The sequence below is a fragment of the Polynucleobacter sp. JS-JIR-5-A7 genome (genome assembly GCF_018687935.1).
GTDB lineage: Bacteria > Pseudomonadota > Gammaproteobacteria > Burkholderiales > Burkholderiaceae > Polynucleobacter.
Genome location: NZ_CP061308.1, coordinates 1,489,431 through 1,507,085, shown reverse-complemented (window position 1 = coordinate 1,507,085; position 17,655 = coordinate 1,489,431). Strand labels below are relative to the sequence as shown.

Below are 17,655 nucleotides of genomic sequence, written 5' to 3'. Positions count from 1 at the left end.
CTTTAAATATACTGGTATTGAGTTTTTATTAGGAGATACCCTTAAAGGATAGTTTTGAGGCGAAATAGGTGTCTAATTTGGTTGACAGTATTGTAGGATTCTTCAAGAATCAATCAGAGATAGAAAGTAAAAACTAAAAAGTAAATTTTTTTAAATTTAATCTTTTTAATAACACTTATTGAATGCTTACCAAAACAAAATCTTCCAATATGCATGAGCCTATTAAGTTAGTGCTTGTGACGATGGATACTCATTTAAATAGCGCTGCAAACCGTGCCTATGAGGATCTCAAGAAGACTATTCCGGGAGCAACGCTGAGCATCCATTCAGCCAGTGAATTTGCCGGTAATCCAGAGCATTTACAACACTGTAAGGATGACATTGCTAGTGGCGACATCGTGATTGCCACTATGTTGTTCCTAGAGGATCACTATTTACCAATTTTGGAAGATCTTAAAGCAAGGCGAGACCATTGTGATGCCATGGTTTGTGCCATGTCTGCAGGAGACGTTACTAAGTTAACAAAAATTGGCAAGCTCGATATGAGTCAACCAGCCAGTGGCTTGATGGCCATGCTGAAAAAGCTGCGTCCGAGCGCCAAAGACAAAGACGGCAACAGCAAGAGTTCGACTGCTGGCGCAAAGCAAATGAAGATGTTGCGCGTGATTCCGCAAATGCTGCGCTTTGTGCCTGGAACTGCCCAAGATCTCAGGGCTTATTTCTTGTCATTGCAGTATTGGCTGGGTGGTTCTCAAGAGAACATGTACAACATGATGGTTAATCTGATTAATCGTTATGCAGCTGGTTCACGTGAGGTCTTGCGTAAAAATGCGAAGGCCCTTGATCCAGTCGAATATCCAGATTCTGGGGTGTATCACCCACGCATGAAAAATCGCTTGAGTAGTAATTTAAGTGATTTGCCTAAGGTAGTGCCAGATGCAAAAGCGCGCGGAAGAGTCGGACTTTTGGTTCTGCGTTCTTACTTGGTCTCTGGTAACAGTGGTCACTATGATCCGGTCATTGCCGCATTAGAAGCGCAAGGTTTACAAGTAGTGCCTGCTTTTGCGGCCGGTTTAGATGCTCGCCCAGCTATTGATGATTACTTTACAAAAGAGGGCAAGCCAACGATTGATGCCATGGTTTCTCTAACAGGCTTCTCTTTGGTGGGTGGACCAGCCTATAACGACGCTCATGCGGCTGAAGAGGTGTTGGCTAAATTAGATATTCCTTATATTGCGGCTCACCCCGTTGAGTTTCAAAATCTTGAGCAGTGGGGAGGTTCTGAGCGTGGTTTGCTCCCTGTAGAGAGCACCATCATGGTGGCGATTCCTGAACTAGATGGCTCAACCATTCCGATGGTATATGGTGGGCGACCCGGTGCATCTGGTACCACCTGTACAGGTTGCCATAAGCAGTGTTCATTTACAGATGATCACAATCCACAGGATATGTTTACCTGTACCGAGCGTGTTGGAATGCTGGCTGCACGGGTTGGAAAGTTAGTTGACTTGCGTCGTTCGGAGCGTGCGCAACGTAAGGTTGGCATTGTATTGTTCAATTTCCCACCGAATGCCGGCAATATTGGTAGCGCTGCTTACTTGAGCGTCTTCCAATCGGTCCAAAATTTATTAATTGGCATGAAGGAGCGTGGCTACACCGTTGACGTTCCCAAGTCCGTAGATGAGTTACGTGATTCAATCTTAAAAGGCAATGCCCAGCAGTATGGCGCAGATGCAAACGTGCACACCTTAATTCCTGTAGATGATCATGTTCGGCGTGAACCTTGGTTAAAAGAAATTGAAGCGCAATGGGGTCCAGCTCCAGGTAAGCAACTCTCTAACGGAAGCTCCATCTTTGTCCTTGGTAAGCAGTTTGGCAATGTGCTGATTTCTGTGCAACCTTCGTTTGGTTATGAAGGTGATCCGATGCGCTTGCTATTTGAACGTGGTTTTGCGCCAACCCATGCATTCTCTGCTTACTATCGTTACTTGCGGGAAGACTTTGCTGCTACAGCAGTCATTCACTTTGGTACGCATGGCGCATTAGAGTTCATGCCTGGTAAGCAAACTGGCATGAGTGGCGCATGTTGGCCAGACCGTTTAATCAATGATCTGCCTAATATTTATTTGTATGCATCGAACAATCCTTCTGAGGGCGCGATTGCTAAACGCCGCTCTGGTGCAACCCTGATTAGTTACCTTACTCCGCCAGTAACGCAAGCCGGTTTATATGCCGGCTTGGCTGATCTCAAAGCATCGATTGAGCGCTTTAGATCTTTAGATGTTGATGCAAATCAGGAGCGGATAGATTTGGGAGATCTGATTCAGGCCCAAGCAGCAGAGATTGATCTATGCAAAGCCGAGCCTGTCTGGGATAAAACAGATCTAGATGGTTTGCAAAATATCGTCAGCAATCTCTTTAATGAATTACTCGAGCTCGAGTACACCTTAATTCCTCATGGCTTGCATGTGGTTGGTGCTGTGCCACCTTTAGCTGAGCGCTTTGGATTATTAAAAGCGATGGCTGATGTAGCTCTGGATCATCCAGTTGAAGATGCGGTGGTAGAAGCCCTGATGAATGGTGAGAAGTTTGACAAAGTGATTGATGCTCATCCTAAGCTATTAGAGCTTGGTACTCGCGAGATATTAGAAGATTTGTTTGGCAAGATGGTGCAGTCCAATGAGTTGATGTCTGCAGAGACTGAAGTGGCTGGTATGTTAGATGCGTTAGATGGACGCTTTATTCGCCCAGCAGCTGGTGGCGATGTGATGCGCAATCCTGAAGTATTGCCAACGGGTCGCAACCTACATGGCTTTGATCCATTCCGTATTCCCAGTGTATTTGCCGTGAAAGATGGGGCTAAACAGGCTCAGCGCATTTTGGATAAATACCAAGAAGATGGCAACTCACTTCCAGAATCGATTGCGATGGTTTTGTGGGGCAGTGATAACTTGAAATCTGAAGGCGGTCAAATTGGTCAAGCGCTTGCATTGATGGGCGCAAAACCACGCTTCGATAGTTATGGTCGTCTAGCAGGCGCACAATTAATTCCTTTAAGTGAGCTGGGTCGTCCAAGGGTTGACGTAGTCATTACCTTGTCTGGCATATTCCGCGATTTACTACCTTTGCAAATTAAGTTGCTAGCTGAGGCAGCATTTATGGCAGCTTCTGCGGAAGATGAGCCGCTGGAACAAAACTTTATTCGTAAGCATGCTTTGGCTTACCAAAAAGAACATGGTTGTGATTTAGAAACAGCTTCATTGCGTGTTTATGGAAACGCCGATGGCGCTTATGGTTCTAACGTTAGCAATATGGTTGAAAACAGCGTGTGGGAAGAGGAAGATGAATTAGCTGAAACCTACACCCGTAGAAAAGGTTTTGCTTTCGGACGCGCTGGTGTACCGATTCAAAATAACGCTTTGTTAAAGAGCGTTCTATCCGATGTGCAAATGACTTATCAAAATCTTGACTCGATGGAGTTAGGTGTAACAACAATTGATAACTACTTTGATACCTTGGGCGGAATTACGAGAGCAGTGAAGCGTGCCAAGGGCGGTGCCGACGTCCCAGTCTTTATTGGTGATCAGACAAAAGGTGAGGGTGCAGTCAGAACACTCTCTGAACAAGTTTCTTTAGAAACTCGTACTCGGATGCTCAATCCAAAATGGTACGAAGGCATGTTGGAAAGTGGTTATGAGGGTGTACGACAAATTGAGGTGCATATCACCAACACCATGGGCTGGTCTGCGACTACGGGTCAAGTGCAGCCTTGGGTCTATAAGCAGTTAACAGAGACTTTTATGCTGAACCCTGAAATGCGTGAGCGTTTAGCAAAACTAAATCCTACTGCTGCTGCTCGTTTAGCGAATCGTTTGACTGAAGCGTCGCAAAGAAATTACTGGCAGCCTGAGCCAGAAATGCTCAAAGCGATGCAAGAGGCTAATGACGAGCTAGAGGATCGCTTAGAGGGCATTTACGACAATAACTCTTTAGCGGCTTAATGATTTTCAGTGGCTAAAACTCTTTCTTAAACACAATACTTGAATACAAAATTTAATATGAGCATATTAGAGCGAATTAATCAAAGTCTTGAGGATGCGATGCATTTGGCTCAATCCAAACACGGGCCACAGCTCTTGCAAGAGGCAATGCATTACTCAGTGTTTCCAGGCGGAGCCAGAATTCGTCCGCAATTATGTTTAGCTGTTGCTGCAGCGTGTGGTGATGATGATCCTGCTTTATCAAATGCGGCTGCTAGTGCCATTGAGTTATTGCATTGTGCATCTTTAGTGCATGATGATTTACCTTGCTTTGACGATGCAGAGTTACGACGTGGCAGACCCTCTGTGCACGCTGCCTATGGCGAGCGTATTGCAGTACTCGCTGGAGATGCACTCATTGTGTTGGCATTTCAGTGCTTAGCTAGTTCTGGTACACGCTCTATCTTCCGCTTGGGTCCTCTCATGAATACGATTGCGATGAGTGTCGGTTCACCCCATGGAATTGTTGCAGGTCAAGCGTGGGAGTGTGAGCCAAAAGTCGATTTGAGCGACTATCAACGTGCTAAAACAGGCTCTTTGTTCGAGGCAGCAACTGCTGCTGGTGCACAAGCAGCCGGTGCTGATGCCGCCACCTGGAGGCCACTTGGTGAATGGCTCGGTGAGGCTTATCAAGTAGCAGATGACATACGTGATGTCGTAGCTGATCAAGCAGAATTAGGAAAGCCTGCTGGCCAGGATATAGCTCATGATCGTCCGAGCTCTGCTAGGGATTTGGGTCTTAGTGGTGCCGTGCAACGCTTTGATGAATTAGTAAGGAAGGCCATTGCCTCTATACCGCATTGCAAAGGTGAGAAGATGTTACGTGCTCTTGTTACTCAAGAATCTGAACGTCTTGTGCCTTCTGATTGGTTTAAAGATGCAAAAAGAAAAATTTTATTTCGTCAAACCAGTCATTCTTAATCCCATTACCACCCTTAATTAATTTCTGAATTGCCATTCATGGAAATTTTCTTCGATTGGCGAAATCGACTCATTGCTTCACCCAGCTTTCAGCGCTGGGCTACACGCTTCCCCCTTACTCGCTGGTTAGTCAAAAAACAAGCATCCGATATTTTTGATTTGATGGCGGGGTTTGTTTATACCCAAGTCCTATTAGCCTGCACTCAAATCAACCTGTTTGATATTTTGGCGAAGGGTGCTCTCAGCTTTGATGAACTGCAAAAACAAATCCCATTAAAACCTGCTGGCCTGAGGCGCTTATTGGATGCAGCTGTTGCTATTGAGTTGCTTGTAAAGCGTAGCGAAGATCGTTATGCCCTCAGCATGAAGAGCGCCCCATTAGTTGGAAACATCGCTATTTTGGATATGGTTAAACACCATGCCGATTTTTATCGTGATCTCGCTGACCCAATCGCGCTCTTGCAGGGCGATACCAGTTCTGCTTCGCTCAACGAATACTGGCCCTATATCACTTCTGAAAAGGGTGCTGCACCAGAAAACTTGTCTGCTGAAAAGGTTGCCGCTTACTCCAAATTGATGGCGCATACGCAATCACTGGTAACAGATGAAATTATCGATGCCTATTCTATGGGTAAGCATCAAACGGTTCTTGATATTGGTGGTGGGCAGGGCGCCTTTATTAAAAGGTTGGCCGCGCGTTACCCTCATTTGCAGTTCAAATTATTTGACATCCCTGGAGTAGCAGAGCTCTCCAATGCTCATTTCAAAGACATTGGACTTTCTGGCCGCGCGCAAGCGATTGGCGGTAACTTTTTTCAAGATCCCTTGCCAAGAGGGTGCGATCTTGCCACCCTGGTGCGGGTTATTTTTGATCATGATGATGCTCGCGTAAGGCAGTTACTAGCCAATGTATTTGATGCCCTTAATCCTGGCGGCACTTTATTGCTAGCAGAGCCAATGGCTGAGACCAAAGGTTTTGAGGCAATGGGTCACGCCTATTTTGGTTTTTATTTGTTGGCAATGGGTAGGGGCAGACCGAGAACTGAAATTGAAATAAGACGCTTACTGGGCGATGCAGGTTTTACTGGTATTCAATTATTAAATTCCTATATGCCCTTAAATGCACAAATATTGCAGTGCAGTAAACCTGCTCTTTAGGGTACGTAAGACGCACCTCAAAAACATATCCATAGAAGTCTCTCTAAATACTCAATTTAGTAGAGAAAACCCCTAGATGACAAGTGGGCAATTAAGGATTAAAAACTAAAGTGTAAATATTTTTTTACACATTTAATCAAAAATTGAATGACCCAAGAGACATGACCGATAAGTATCAAACCAGGGCAATTGTTCTAGAAAAGCCAGAAAGTGTCATTCTTGCTGATCTTGAATTAACGCCCATGACCCCCATCGATGTTTTGGTAGATATGGAGTGGAGCGGCATTAGTACTGGTACAGAAAAATTATTGTGGACCGGAAAAATGCCCAACTTTCCTGGCATGGGTTATCCGCTCGTGCCCGGTTATGAGTCTGTAGGTAGGGTAGTCAAAGCAGGTACTGACTCGAATCTGAAGGTGGGACAAAGAGTATTTGTTCCAGGAGCTAAATGCTATGGAGAAATTCGAGGTCTGTTTGGTGGTGCAGCTTCACGCGTGATTGTTGATAGCAATCGCGTGATTGCGATTCAAGATCATTTAGGCGAAGAGGCAATCCTCTTTGCTTTGGCTGCGACTGGTTATCACGTGACCTCTGGTCCTGGTCAGGAGCAACCAGATTTAATTGTTGGACATGGCGTATTAGGTCGCTTGATTGCGCGGATTGCAGTTGCTAAAGGCAAGCGCCCAGTAGTTTGGGAGACCAATGCGGGCCGCCGAGAAGGCGCTGTAGGTTATGAGGCCATAGATCCTAAAGACGATCAGATTAAGAAGTACAAAACGATTGTGGATGTGAGTGGCGATGCCAAATTAGTAGATACATTGATCAGCTGCCTTACTCCTGGCGGTGAAATTGTTTTGGCAGGATTTTATGACACGATTTCTTTTTCGTTTCCGCAAGCATTTATGCGGGAAGCGCGTATTCGTATTGCAGCACAGTGGGCGCCTGGAGATTTAGTTGCAATTAAAGATTTGGTGGAGTCGGGCAAGTTAAGTTTAGATGGCTTGATTACGCATCGCTCTTCACCTAATGATGCAAATGAGGCCTATCACACGGCTTTCAACAATATCGATTGTTTAAAAATGGTTCTAGATTGGAGAAATCTACAATGAGTTCATCAAGCATCCCAGCAACAGCAACAGTGCAATTCATGGACCTCAAGAAAGAGGCTGCAATTGAGCCCGATCCAGTTTCCACAGGTCCAGTGACCAAAGAAACCCAAATCATTGCTATTTATGGCAAGGGCGGAATCGGTAAGAGCTTTACGCTTGCGAACCTGTCTTACATGATGGCTCAGCAAGGCAAGAAAGTGTTGTTGATTGGTTGCGACCCTAAAAGCGATACTACTTCTCTCCTATTTGGTGGCAAAGCTTGCCCAACCATTATTGAAACCTCCTCGAAGAAAAAATTAGCTGGTGAGTCAGTATCGATTGGCGATGTTTGCTTTATTCGTGATGGTGTATTTGCGATGGAGCTCGGTGGTCCAGAAGTAGGTCGTGGCTGCGGTGGACGCGGCATTATTCATGGCTTTGAAACTTTAGAAAAATTGGGCTTTCATGATTGGGGCTTTGACTATGTACTCCTTGATTTCTTGGGTGACGTGGTTTGCGGCGGCTTCGGTTTGCCAATCGCACGTGATATGTGCCAAAAGGTCATTGTGGTTGCTAGTAACGATTTGCAATCTCTCTATGTTGCTAACAACGTTTGTTCAGCGGTGGAGTACTTCCGTAAATTAGGCGGTAACGTGGGCGTAGCAGGTATGGTGATCAATAAAGATGACCTCACCGGTGAAGCTCAAGCGTTTGCTGAAAAGGCTGGTATTCCAGTACTAGCAGCTATTCCTGCGAACGAAGATATTCGTCGCAAGAGTGCTAGCTATGAAATTATTGGTCAGCCTGGCACGCAGTGGGCCCCACTATTCGAAGAGCTGGCTACCAATGTTTCAGAAGCTCCACCAGTTCGTCCTAAACCATTAAGTCAAGATGAGTTACTAGGCTTGTTCTCTTCAGAAGTGACTGGTCGCGACATTGTTTTGAAGCCTGCTACCGTTAAGGACATGATGGGTAAAGACGAAGTCGTTAAGAAAACACTCGAAGTTATTTACGATCAAGCTTAAAGAGATAGAGAGCAATCTGCTGCTATGACTAAAACGATCATTCCGATTACTCCCGAGGAAAAGCTCAAGACCGATCCTACTTTAGGTGATGGTCTGGGCTGTCACTCCGGTGAAGCAGAGATGCTCGCTGCTGCTAAGGCGGCTGGTAAGTCTGAAACTCTGCAGCAATATGCCAAAGACTATCCTAAGGGCCCGCATGACCAACCACAAAGTATGTGCCCTGCATTTGGAGCATTGCGCGTAGGTTTGCGGATGCGTAGAACTGCCACGATTCTTTCTGGTTCTGCCTGCTGTGTTTATGGTTTAACTTTCACTTCTCATTTTTATGGCGCCCGTCGTAGTGTGGGTTATGTGCCGTTTAATTCAGAGACCCTCGTGACTGGTAAGTTGTTTGAAGATATTCGCGACTCTGTCTACCAAGAGGCTGATCCAGAAAAATATGACGCGATCGTCATTATTAATTTATGCGTACCAACAGCCAGTGGTGTTCCACTTCAGTTGCTGCCAAAAGAAATTAATGGTGTCAGGATTATTGGGATTGATGTACCAGGCTTTGGTGTGCCAACCCATGCTGAAGCAAAAGATGTTCTAGCCGGCGCTATGCTCAATTATGCTCGCAATGAAGCCATGTCGGGCCCAGTACAAGCACCTCGTGCTGGTCGCTCAAGTAAGCCAACGATTACTCTATTAGGTGAAATTTTCCCAGCGGATCCTGTTGGCATCGGCATGATGATTGAGCCAATGGGCTTGGCAGTTGGGGCTTCAGTACCCACTCGTGAATGGCGTGAAATGTATCAAGCGCTCGATTGTGTAACTGTTGCTGCATTACATCCGTTTTACACCTCTTGTATTCGTGAGTTTGAAGCAGCAGGACGTTCCATTGTTGGTTCAGCTCCAGTAGGTTATGAAGGTACAGCACGTTGGTTAGAGGCCATTGGTAAATCAACCAATACTCCGCAGGATCTGATCGCTGCTGCACAAAACAAGATTCTTCCAGCCATTAAAGGCGTGCTTGCTGCGGCACCAATTAAGGGCCGTATTACCTTAAGTGGCTATGAAGGTTCGGAGCTCATCGTAGCCCGTCTACTGATTGAGAGTGGTGCCGATGTTCGTTATGTTGGCTCTGCCTGTCCTCGCACGCCATGGAGCGATGAAGATCGTGAATGGTTAGAGGCCAAAGGAGTGCACGTTCAGTTCCGCGCTTCATTGGAGCAAGATTTGGCAGCAATGAAAGAATTCAAACCAGACTTGGCGATTGGTACTACCCCAGTAGTGCAAGCTGCTAAGCAAGCGTCAATCCCCTCTCTGTATTTTACGAATTTGATTTCAGCAAGACCGTTGATGGGTCCTGCAGGTGCAGGTTCATTAGCGCAAGTAATTAATGCCGCGATTGGTAATCAAGCGCGTTTTGATGAGATGAAAGCATTCTTTGGTGATGTTGGATCTGGATTTAAGTCTGGTGTTTGGGAGAATGTTCCTCAAGATCATCCAGAGTTCAAAGCCGAAGTGCGTCGCAAACTAGAGAAGAAAATCAAGAAGCGTAAAGCTGAGGAGATGATGTAATGTTTGCCATCGATCATGATCGCGCCGGTGGATATTGGGGAGCAGTGTACGTATTTACTGCTATCAAAGGTCTGCAAGTAGTTATTGACGGTCCTGTAGGTTGCGAAAACTTACCAGTGACTTCTGTTTTGCATTACACCGATGCATTACCTCCTCACGAGTTACCGATTGTCGTTACTGGCTTAGAGGAAGAGCAGTTAGGGCGCGAAGGTACTGAAGGCGCCATGAAGCGTGCGCATGCTACCTTAGACCCAGACTTACCAGCAGTCGTAGTGACAGGTTCCATTGCAGAAATGATTGGCGGTGGCGTTACTCCTGAAGGCATGAATATTGCTCGTTTCTTACCAAGAACCATCGATGAAGATCAATGGCAATGTGCTAATCGCGCTATGTATTGGTTATGGAGCGAGTATGGCGTTCGTAAGATTCCAGAGCGTAAACCTAGAGCAGAAGGTGAAAAGCCACGCGTCAATATTATTGGACCTTGTTATGGCACCTTTAATATGCCGAGTGATTTGGCAGAAATCCGTCGTTTGGTCGAAGGTATTGGTGCTGAAATTAATATGGTCTTCCCATTGGGATCCCATTTGGCTGAAGTTGAGAACTTAGTCAATGCTGATGTGAATATCTGTATGTACCGTGAGTTTGGACGCATGCTTTGTGAAGCTCTAGAGCGTCCTTATTTACAAGCACCACTGGGTTTACATAGCACTACTCAATTCTTGCGCAAACTCGGTGAATTGCTTGGTGTAGATCCAGAGCCATTTATTGAACGCGAGAAACATACCACCATTAAACCGATCTGGGATTTGTGGCGTTCAGTAACCCAAGACTTTTTCAGTACTGCAAGTTATGCAGTAGTCGCTAATGAAACTTACACCAGAGGCATTCGTCATTTCTTATCCGATGAGATGGGCCTACCTTGCAGCTTTGCTGTTCCAAGAAAGCCTGGTGAGAAAACCAATAATCAAGACGTACGTAAGTTAACCAAAGAAAAGCCACCACTAGTCATGTTTGGCAGCTACAACGAAAGAATGTATTTGGCTGAAAACGGCAGCAAAGCCTCTTATATCCCCTCGTCATTTCCTGGCGCCATTATTCGTCGCCATACCGGCACTCCATTTATGGGCTACGCCGGCGCAACCTACATCATTCAAGAATTTTGTAACGGACTATTCGATGCGCTCTTTTATATCCTGCCCTTGGGTACCGATATGGATAAGGTCGATGCTTCGCTAACGCGAACCTATCGTTCGAATGCTCTGCCTTGGGACCAGGATGCTCAGAAATTGGTGGCTGACTATATTAAAACCAGGCCAGTGTTGGTTCAGATTTCTGCTGCTAAAGAAATGCGTGATCGTATAGAGCAAGAAGCAGAAAAAGCTGGCGAAGAAAGAATCACCGCTGCCAGAGTGAAGTCATCCTGTAAAGAAATTATTGAAGAGGTCGAAGCATGATGACTTCATTGGCAAAAGTTAACTACAACAAATCAATTGATTTGTTGAAAACGGAATGTGGCATGCCGTACGCTACAGCCCATGTCGCGCGGGTTAAGCGCGGTAACGGCCGCAAGGCTATTTTTGAAGGAGGTATTAGGTTATGAGCGACCACAGAACAGGTTCAATATCCGGCCTTACTGATGACGAAGCCAAGGAGTTTCACCAGTTGTACGTCCAAGGTTTAGTTGGTTTTGTTTCGATAGCAGTTGTAGCCCATATTTTGGTTTGGGCTTGGCGTCCTTGGTTCCACTGAAATAGGACTCAATCTTAGGGGGATGAAATGAAAAATGATCACGTTATGAGCAGGGAAAAAAATATGATTAGAGAAGATTCTATTTCTTTTAATCTTATTTTTATTTTGTGTTTTCTAGTGTGCTTTGTTATTTCTTTGTTTACCCAGATTTTGCCAAATAAGTGGAGTTCTTGGCTTCCAGGGGCTGAAGAAAAATCGCTTATCGAGGGCACAAGGTCGGCTGTTTATGGTTTTATGTCTTACTTAAATTAGGAGAAGATTATGTGGAGAATTTGGAAACTGTATGATCCGTTGCGATCAATGGTTGTTCAAGGTATTTTTCTGTTTGGTCTTGCAGCAATGATTCATTTGATTTTGCTGAGCAGCGTTCGTTTCAACTGGTTGGATGGTTTGAGCCAAGCCCAGTTCAAGGCGATGGAAGCAAAAACAGGTTCTGCAATGCCACCATCAGTTCCAGCAGCAAAGTAATTTGTATAAAAAATGGTGAATAGGGTTAGGTTAAAAAGCTTTTTAGCTCAACCCTATTTATCCATTCATTGGAGAGCATAAAAATGGCCATGCTAAGTTTTGAAAGAAAGTATCGTGTTCGAGGTGGTACCTTAGTTGGTGGGGACTTATTCGATTTTTGGGTAGGGCCGTTTTATGTTGGATTTTTTGGTGTTACGACTGTCTTCTTTGCTTTTTTAGGCACCGCGCTCATTTTATGGGGCGCTTCACAGGGCCCAACCTGGAACCCTTGGCAAATTAACATTGCCCCACCGGATATCAGTTATGGATTAGGCTTTGCCCCCTTATTAAAAGGAGGCCTGTGGCAGCTCATCACAGTATGTGCTCTAGGCGCATTCTTTTCATGGGCTTTACGTGAAATTGAAATTTGCCGAAAACTGGGTATGGGGCTTCATGTTCCCTTCGCCTACTTAATGGCGGTATTTGCTTATTTCACTTTGGTAGTCATTAGACCTGTACTGATGGGTGCATGGGGTCACGGTTTTCCCTACGGTATCTTGAGTCACCTCGATTGGGTATCCAATACAGGCTATCAGTACTTACATTTTCATTACAACCCAGCGCATATGATCGCTGTGTCCTTATTCTTTACTACCACCTTCGCTTTGGTATTACACGGTGGCTTGGTCTTATCGTCCACTAATCCACAAAAAGGGCAGTTTGTTAAAACGCCTGAGCATGAAGATACTTTCTTTAGAGATGCGATCGGTTATTCCATCGGAACTTTAGGCATTCATCGCCTCGGATTATTTTTAGCTTTAGCAGCAGTTTTCTGGAGCGCCGTTTGTATTGTGATTAGCGGCCCATTTTGGACTCGTGGTTGGCCAGAATGGTGGGGCTGGTGGTTGAACCTGCCGATTTGGCGATAAGAGGGGAATATAAAAATTATGGAATATCAAAACCTTTTTACTCAAGTTCAAGTCGTTGCGCCACCACATCATGGAGTCTCCATAGATCCTTATGATGAGCGCGAGCGCTTTGGCGAGCCCAAGCTCTATCATTTATTTGGCCGATTGGGTAATGCTCAGTTAGGACCAATTTATTTAGGGCGTCTTGGTTTAGCCTCTTTATTTTTCGGCATTATTGCCATTCAGATTATGGGCTGGAATATGCTGGCCTCAGTTAATTGGAGCCCAATTCAATTTGTGCGCCAATTATTTTGGCTGTCACTGGATCCACCTTTACCTAAACATGGCTTGTCTCTGTTTATGCCTCTCAATGAGGGTGGCTGGTGGATGATGGCAGGCTTCTTCCTAACCGTATCGATTCTATTGTGGTGGGCAAGAATGTATCGTCGTGCTATCGCTTTAGGTATGGGTACTCACATTGCCTGGGGTTTCTTAGCGGCTATCTGGTTATATCTTGTTTTGGGGTTTATTCGTCCGATCATGATGGGTAGTTGGAGTGAGGCGGTTCCATTTGGAGTCTTCTCGCACTTAGATTGGACTGCCGCATTTTCATTGCGCTATGGCAATTTATTCTATAACCCATTCCACATGCTCTCGATTGTTTTCCTCTATGGCTCAGCACTCTTATTTGCCATGCATGGCGCAACGATTTTGGCAGTCAGCCGCTTTGGTGGCGAACGCGAGATTGAGCAAATCGTTGATCGTGGTACAGCTTCAGAAAGAGCCGCTTTGTTCTGGAGATGGACCATGGGCTTTAATGCCACGATGGAATCGATTCACCGTTGGGCTTGGTGGTTTGCAGTACTAACACCTTTAGTAGGTGGCATTGGTATTTTGCTCACCGGTACCGTAGTGGATAACTGGTATTTATGGGCAGTGAAACATAATGTTGCCCCTTCTTATCCAGACGTTTTTGGAGTCCCTATCCCCGATCCAGCCACTTCTGGATTCGTCCCGCCAGCTGCACCTGCTGCACCTGTTATTACAGGAGTTAAGCCATGAAGCAATTAAGAAAATTTCTGATATTGCCGGCTCTGTTGGCAAGTGTTCTGGTTCTGTCCGGCTGCGAGAGGCCTCCAATTGAAGCTGTCCAGCATGGCTTCCGTGGAACAGGCATGGATTTGATTTACAACCCGCGCATCTTAGCTGAACAGGCTGAGAAAAATGCTGTACCTGTCTCGTATGGCGCTGCTCCAGCAGATGGACCAAAAGCAGGAGCGGTCTATAAAAATGTGAAAGTTCTGAATAATTTGAGCGTAGCTCAATTTGGTACCTTCATGGCTTCCATGACAAGCTGGGTTGCGCCAGAGCAAGGTTGTACTTATTGTCATAACCCTGCGAACTTTGCAGATGACTCGCTCTACACCAAGCAAGTTGCGCGCAATATGATTTTGATGACACAGCGAGTGAATACTCAATGGCAAGATCACGTAGCGCAGACGGGCGTGACATGCTACACCTGCCATCGTGGCAATAATATCCCTGAGCAAGTTTGGTTCAAAGCGCCGAAGCAACAGACGGGTAATGGACTGCTAGGTGATAAAGACGGACAAAATACGCCAGTTGCTGCTTCAGGCTATTCATCTTTGCCAAATGATTATTTTGCTCAGTACCTCACGAAATCGAGCAACATTCGTGTGCAGGGCGGCACCGCATTACCAACAGGCAATAAACACAGCATCAACGAAACTGAAGCGACCTATGGTTTGATGATGCACTTCTCAAAATCATTGGGTGTTAATTGCACGTATTGCCATAACTCACGTAATTTCTCATCTTGGGAAGAGAGTCCTCCACAAAGAGCTAGAGCTTGGTATGCCATTCGGATGGCGCAAGATATCAATAATAATTACATGGAGCCAATTAAAGGCTTGTTTCCAGAGCATCGTTTAGGGCCTACTGGAGATGTTGCCAAAGCCAATTGTGCTACTTGCCACCAAGGGGCTTACAAGCCACTTTATGGAGTATCGATGTTGTCAGACTATCCTTTCTTAACTGGTCCAGCAAAGCCAGCGATGAAGGCTAAGGATCCTGTTCCACCAGCAAAATCGGTGGCAATGAAGTAATCTATAGTTCGTTCTAACCAATAGCGTCATACGATCAATATGACGCTATTTTTTTGTAGAAAAGTTGGTTTGAGGAAATGTTAAAAAAAGCTGACTTTAAGGAAAATGAAGGATCCACTGCCATTGTGATTGGAAGTGGATTTGGTGGTTTAGCAGCCGCCATTCGTTTGTCTTGTAAAGGCTATAAGGTCATTGTTTTAGAAAAGCTCGATGCTCCAGGGGGTAGGGCATACGTTCATCGTCGCGATGGCTATACCTTTGACGCAGGCCCCACCATTATTACTGCACCCTTCCTGCTTAATGAGTTATGGGAGTTGTGCGGTAAGAAAATGACCGACGATGTTGACCTTCGTTTAATGGATCCTTTCTATCGCATCCGCTTTGATGATGGAACCCACTTTGACTATACCGGTGACCCCGCCAGAATGCGCGCCGAAGTGGCTAAGTTTGCACCAGAAGACTTGCCAGGTTATGAGCGATTTTTAGCGGAGGCAGAAAAATGCTACAAGCTTGGATTTCAGGAACTCAGTTCCACTGCATTTGACTCAATTGGTGATTTGATTCGTGCAATTCCATCGATGATCAAGATGAAGGCCTGGGAGAGTATTTACAAGTTAGTTGCACGTCATTTAAAAAATGACAAGATACGTCAGGTGATGAGTTTTCATCCACTCTTAATTGGCGGAAATCCTTTTTCTGTAACCGCAGTCTATGCGCTCATCAATTCCTTAGAACGACGCCATGGCGTTCATTCTGCTATGGGTGGAACCGGCTCTTTAATTAAAGGTTTAGCGGGTTTATTGGCTGATAGAGGGGTGGAGATTCGGCTTAACTCTGAGGTGAAGCGTATCGAAGTAGTCAATGGTAAAGCTCAAGGTGTCACACTTGCCAATGGTGAATTTATACCTTCTGATATTGTGGTTTCGAATGCGGATGCCGCTTGGACTTATCAGAAACTCATCGCCCCAGAGCATCGGAAAGTGTGGACAGACTCTAAGGTCAATAGTAGTAAATATTCAATGAGTCTCTTTGTTTGGTACTTTGGCACAGACAAACAATATCCTGATGTTCCCCACCATATGATCTTGTTGGGCAAGCGTTATAAAGAGCTTTTAACAGATATCTTTAAGAAACACATCTTGGCAGATGACTTCAGTCTGTATTTGCATAGACCAACAGCTACGGATCCATCTTTAGCTCCTGCTGGCGGCGATACATTTTACGTATTGGCTCCAGTACCGAATTTAGCAAGCGGTACGGACTGGTCCAAAGAGACTGAGTCTTATCGTCAAGCGATCGCCAAGTATCTAGATAAAAGTGTTTTGCCTGGCTTTGAAAAACACCTCAAGACATCTTTTTGTATGACACCTCAAGATTTTCAGGATCGCCTCTTGTCAGTCAAAGGTGCTGCCTTTGGTTTTGAGCCCCTCTTATTACAAAGCGCTTGGTTTAGACCTCATAACCGTAGTGAGGATGTTGAAGGTCTTTATATGGTGGGCGCTGGAACCCACCCTGGTGCGGGTATCCCCGGTGTTTTATCTTCGGCAAAAGCATTAATGTCTGTAGTAGCCGATCCTAAAAAAGCCCTAACATGAGTCAAAATATTAAAGATCTTCAAGAGTGCGTCGCAACCATGCGGGATGGATCGAAGTCCTTCTTTGCCGCCTCCAGAATCTTGCCTCAGAGAGTGAGAGATCCCGCAACTGCCCTTTATGCGTTTTGTCGAATTACGGATGATGTAGCTGATGCGGTAGATGCAGAGCCGGATGCGATACCCAAATTGCGTGAACGCCTTGATCGTATCTATCAAGGCATGCCTGATGATATTGCCGCTGATCGTGCTTTATCGATTGTGGTGAAAGAATTTGATTTACCCATTAGTCTGCCTCTCGCATTGATTGAGGGCTATGAGTGGGACACCCAATTTAAAACTTACGAAACCTTAGAAGATCTACTCGATTACTGCGCACGCGTTGCAGGTACTGTAGGGGCAATGATGTGTGTCATTATGGATCGTCGAGAACCTGAGACCTTGGCAAGAGCATGTGAACTTGGTCTGGCCATGCAGCTCACGAATATCGCACGCGATGTTGGTGAAGATGCTGCAAACGGGCGCATCTATTTACCCCTTGCTTGGCTTAGGGAAGCGGGCCTAGATCCGCAGGCTTGGCTCAGTAAGCCAGAGTTTAATGATCAAATTGCTTCTGTGATTGCGCGTCTCTTAAAGCATGCAGATGTTTTATATTCTCGTGCGGAGAACGGTATTTCTGATTTGCCATGGGATTGCCGTCCCGCCATTCAGGCGGCTCGACTGATTTATGCGGAGATTGGTCGTCAGGTAGAAAAGCTCAATTTGAATTCTGTTTCGACAAGAGCCTACGTACCTTCCAAGAGAAAAGTGATCCTTTTGGCTGAAGCCTTTACGGCGATCTCTAAAATATTTTCTAGACAGCTGAAAGTGGATGCTGATAAAGCTATTCAGTATTTAGTAGATGCCGTAATTGAAGTGCCTCATGAAAAGCGTTTTGAAGGAACGGCTCACGATCGTTTACTGTGGTTTGTTGATCTCATGGAGAGACAAGAACGTCGTCGTAATCCTCGCAAGAGTGGCAGAGCTTTACAGTAAA

15 protein-coding genes are annotated in these 17,655 nt (G+C 45.5%); all 15 read left to right on the top strand.

The features are described 5' to 3' along the window. The first annotated feature begins 182 nt into the window (after window positions 1–182). The 15 genes from AOC29_RS07815 to AOC29_RS07745 all read left to right on the top strand — a co-directional run bounded on the left by AOC29_RS07815 (window position 183) and on the right by AOC29_RS07745 (window position 17,654). Complete coding sequence (locus AOC29_RS07815; RefSeq protein ID WP_215295339.1) at window positions 183–4,001, top strand: magnesium chelatase subunit H; 3,819 nt, start codon at window positions 183–185, stop codon at window positions 3,999–4,001. A 57-nt stretch (window positions 4,002–4,058) separates the two neighbouring features. Further along, window positions 4,059–4,961 carry a polyprenyl synthetase family protein gene (locus tag AOC29_RS07810; RefSeq protein ID WP_215295337.1) on the top strand — a complete coding sequence of 301 codons (903 nt, stop codon included), beginning with the start codon at window positions 4,059–4,061 and terminating at the stop codon, window positions 4,959–4,961. Window positions 4,962–5,000: 39 nt separating this feature from the next. Beyond that, window positions 5,001–6,119, top strand: a complete 1,119-nt coding sequence (locus tag AOC29_RS07805; protein WP_215295335.1) for a methyltransferase — start codon at window positions 5,001–5,003, stop codon at window positions 6,117–6,119. A gap of 143 nt (window positions 6,120–6,262) precedes the next feature. Continuing rightward, window positions 6,263–7,228 carry a chlorophyll synthesis pathway protein BchC gene (bchC, locus tag AOC29_RS07800; protein WP_251369963.1) on the top strand — a complete coding sequence of 322 codons (966 nt, stop codon included), beginning with the start codon at window positions 6,263–6,265 and terminating at the stop codon, window positions 7,226–7,228. Then, a complete protein-coding gene (locus AOC29_RS07795) occupies window positions 7,225–8,232 on the top strand; it encodes a chlorophyllide a reductase iron protein subunit X (RefSeq protein WP_215295333.1) in 1,008 nt (335 codons plus the stop codon). The genes bchC and AOC29_RS07795 overlap by 4 nt, the downstream gene beginning before the upstream one ends. A gap of 24 nt (window positions 8,233–8,256) precedes the next feature. Next, complete coding sequence (gene bchY / locus AOC29_RS07790) at window positions 8,257–9,795, top strand: chlorophyllide a reductase subunit Y (RefSeq protein WP_215295331.1); 1,539 nt, start codon at window positions 8,257–8,259, stop codon at window positions 9,793–9,795. Then, the gene (gene bchZ / locus AOC29_RS07785) at window positions 9,795–11,252 is read left to right on the top strand and encodes a chlorophyllide a reductase subunit Z (protein ID WP_215295330.1); all 1,458 of its coding nucleotides are present in this window, start codon (window positions 9,795–9,797) and stop codon (window positions 11,250–11,252) included. The genes bchY and bchZ overlap by 1 nt, the downstream gene beginning before the upstream one ends. Window positions 11,253–11,394: 142 nt before the next feature. After that, complete coding sequence (gene pufB, locus AOC29_RS07780; RefSeq protein ID WP_215295328.1) at window positions 11,395–11,547, top strand: light-harvesting antenna LH1, beta subunit; 153 nt, start codon at window positions 11,395–11,397, stop codon at window positions 11,545–11,547. 27 nt (window positions 11,548–11,574) lie between these two features. Continuing rightward, the gene (locus AOC29_RS07775) at window positions 11,575–11,799 is read left to right on the top strand and encodes a hypothetical protein (protein ID WP_215295326.1); all 225 of its coding nucleotides are present in this window, start codon (window positions 11,575–11,577) and stop codon (window positions 11,797–11,799) included. A 9-nt stretch (window positions 11,800–11,808) separates the two neighbouring features. Continuing rightward, the gene (gene pufA / locus AOC29_RS07770) at window positions 11,809–12,015 is read left to right on the top strand and encodes a light-harvesting antenna LH1, alpha subunit (protein WP_088524712.1); all 207 of its coding nucleotides are present in this window, start codon (window positions 11,809–11,811) and stop codon (window positions 12,013–12,015) included. 83 nt (window positions 12,016–12,098) lie between these two features. Further along, window positions 12,099–12,923 (top strand): photosynthetic reaction center subunit L, encoded by an 825-nt coding sequence (gene pufL / locus AOC29_RS07765; protein ID WP_215295324.1) that lies wholly within the window; start codon window positions 12,099–12,101, stop codon window positions 12,921–12,923. 18 nt (window positions 12,924–12,941) lie between these two features. Beyond that, window positions 12,942–13,964 (top strand): photosynthetic reaction center subunit M, encoded by a 1,023-nt coding sequence (gene pufM / locus AOC29_RS07760; RefSeq protein ID WP_216861642.1) that lies wholly within the window; start codon window positions 12,942–12,944, stop codon window positions 13,962–13,964. After that, window positions 13,961–15,028, top strand: a complete 1,068-nt coding sequence (gene pufC, locus AOC29_RS07755) for a photosynthetic reaction center cytochrome PufC (RefSeq protein ID WP_215295322.1) — start codon at window positions 13,961–13,963, stop codon at window positions 15,026–15,028. Before pufM ends, pufC begins: the two co-directional genes overlap by 4 nt. Window positions 15,029–15,105: 77 nt before the next feature. Beyond that, the gene (locus AOC29_RS07750; protein ID WP_215295320.1) at window positions 15,106–16,623 is read left to right on the top strand and encodes a phytoene desaturase; all 1,518 of its coding nucleotides are present in this window, start codon (window positions 15,106–15,108) and stop codon (window positions 16,621–16,623) included. Beyond that, window positions 16,620–17,654, top strand: coding sequence for a phytoene/squalene synthase family protein (locus AOC29_RS07745; protein ID WP_215295318.1), 1,035 nt, complete (start codon window positions 16,620–16,622; stop codon window positions 17,652–17,654). The genes AOC29_RS07750 and AOC29_RS07745 overlap by 4 nt, the downstream gene beginning before the upstream one ends. Window position 17,655 lies beyond the last annotated feature (1 nt).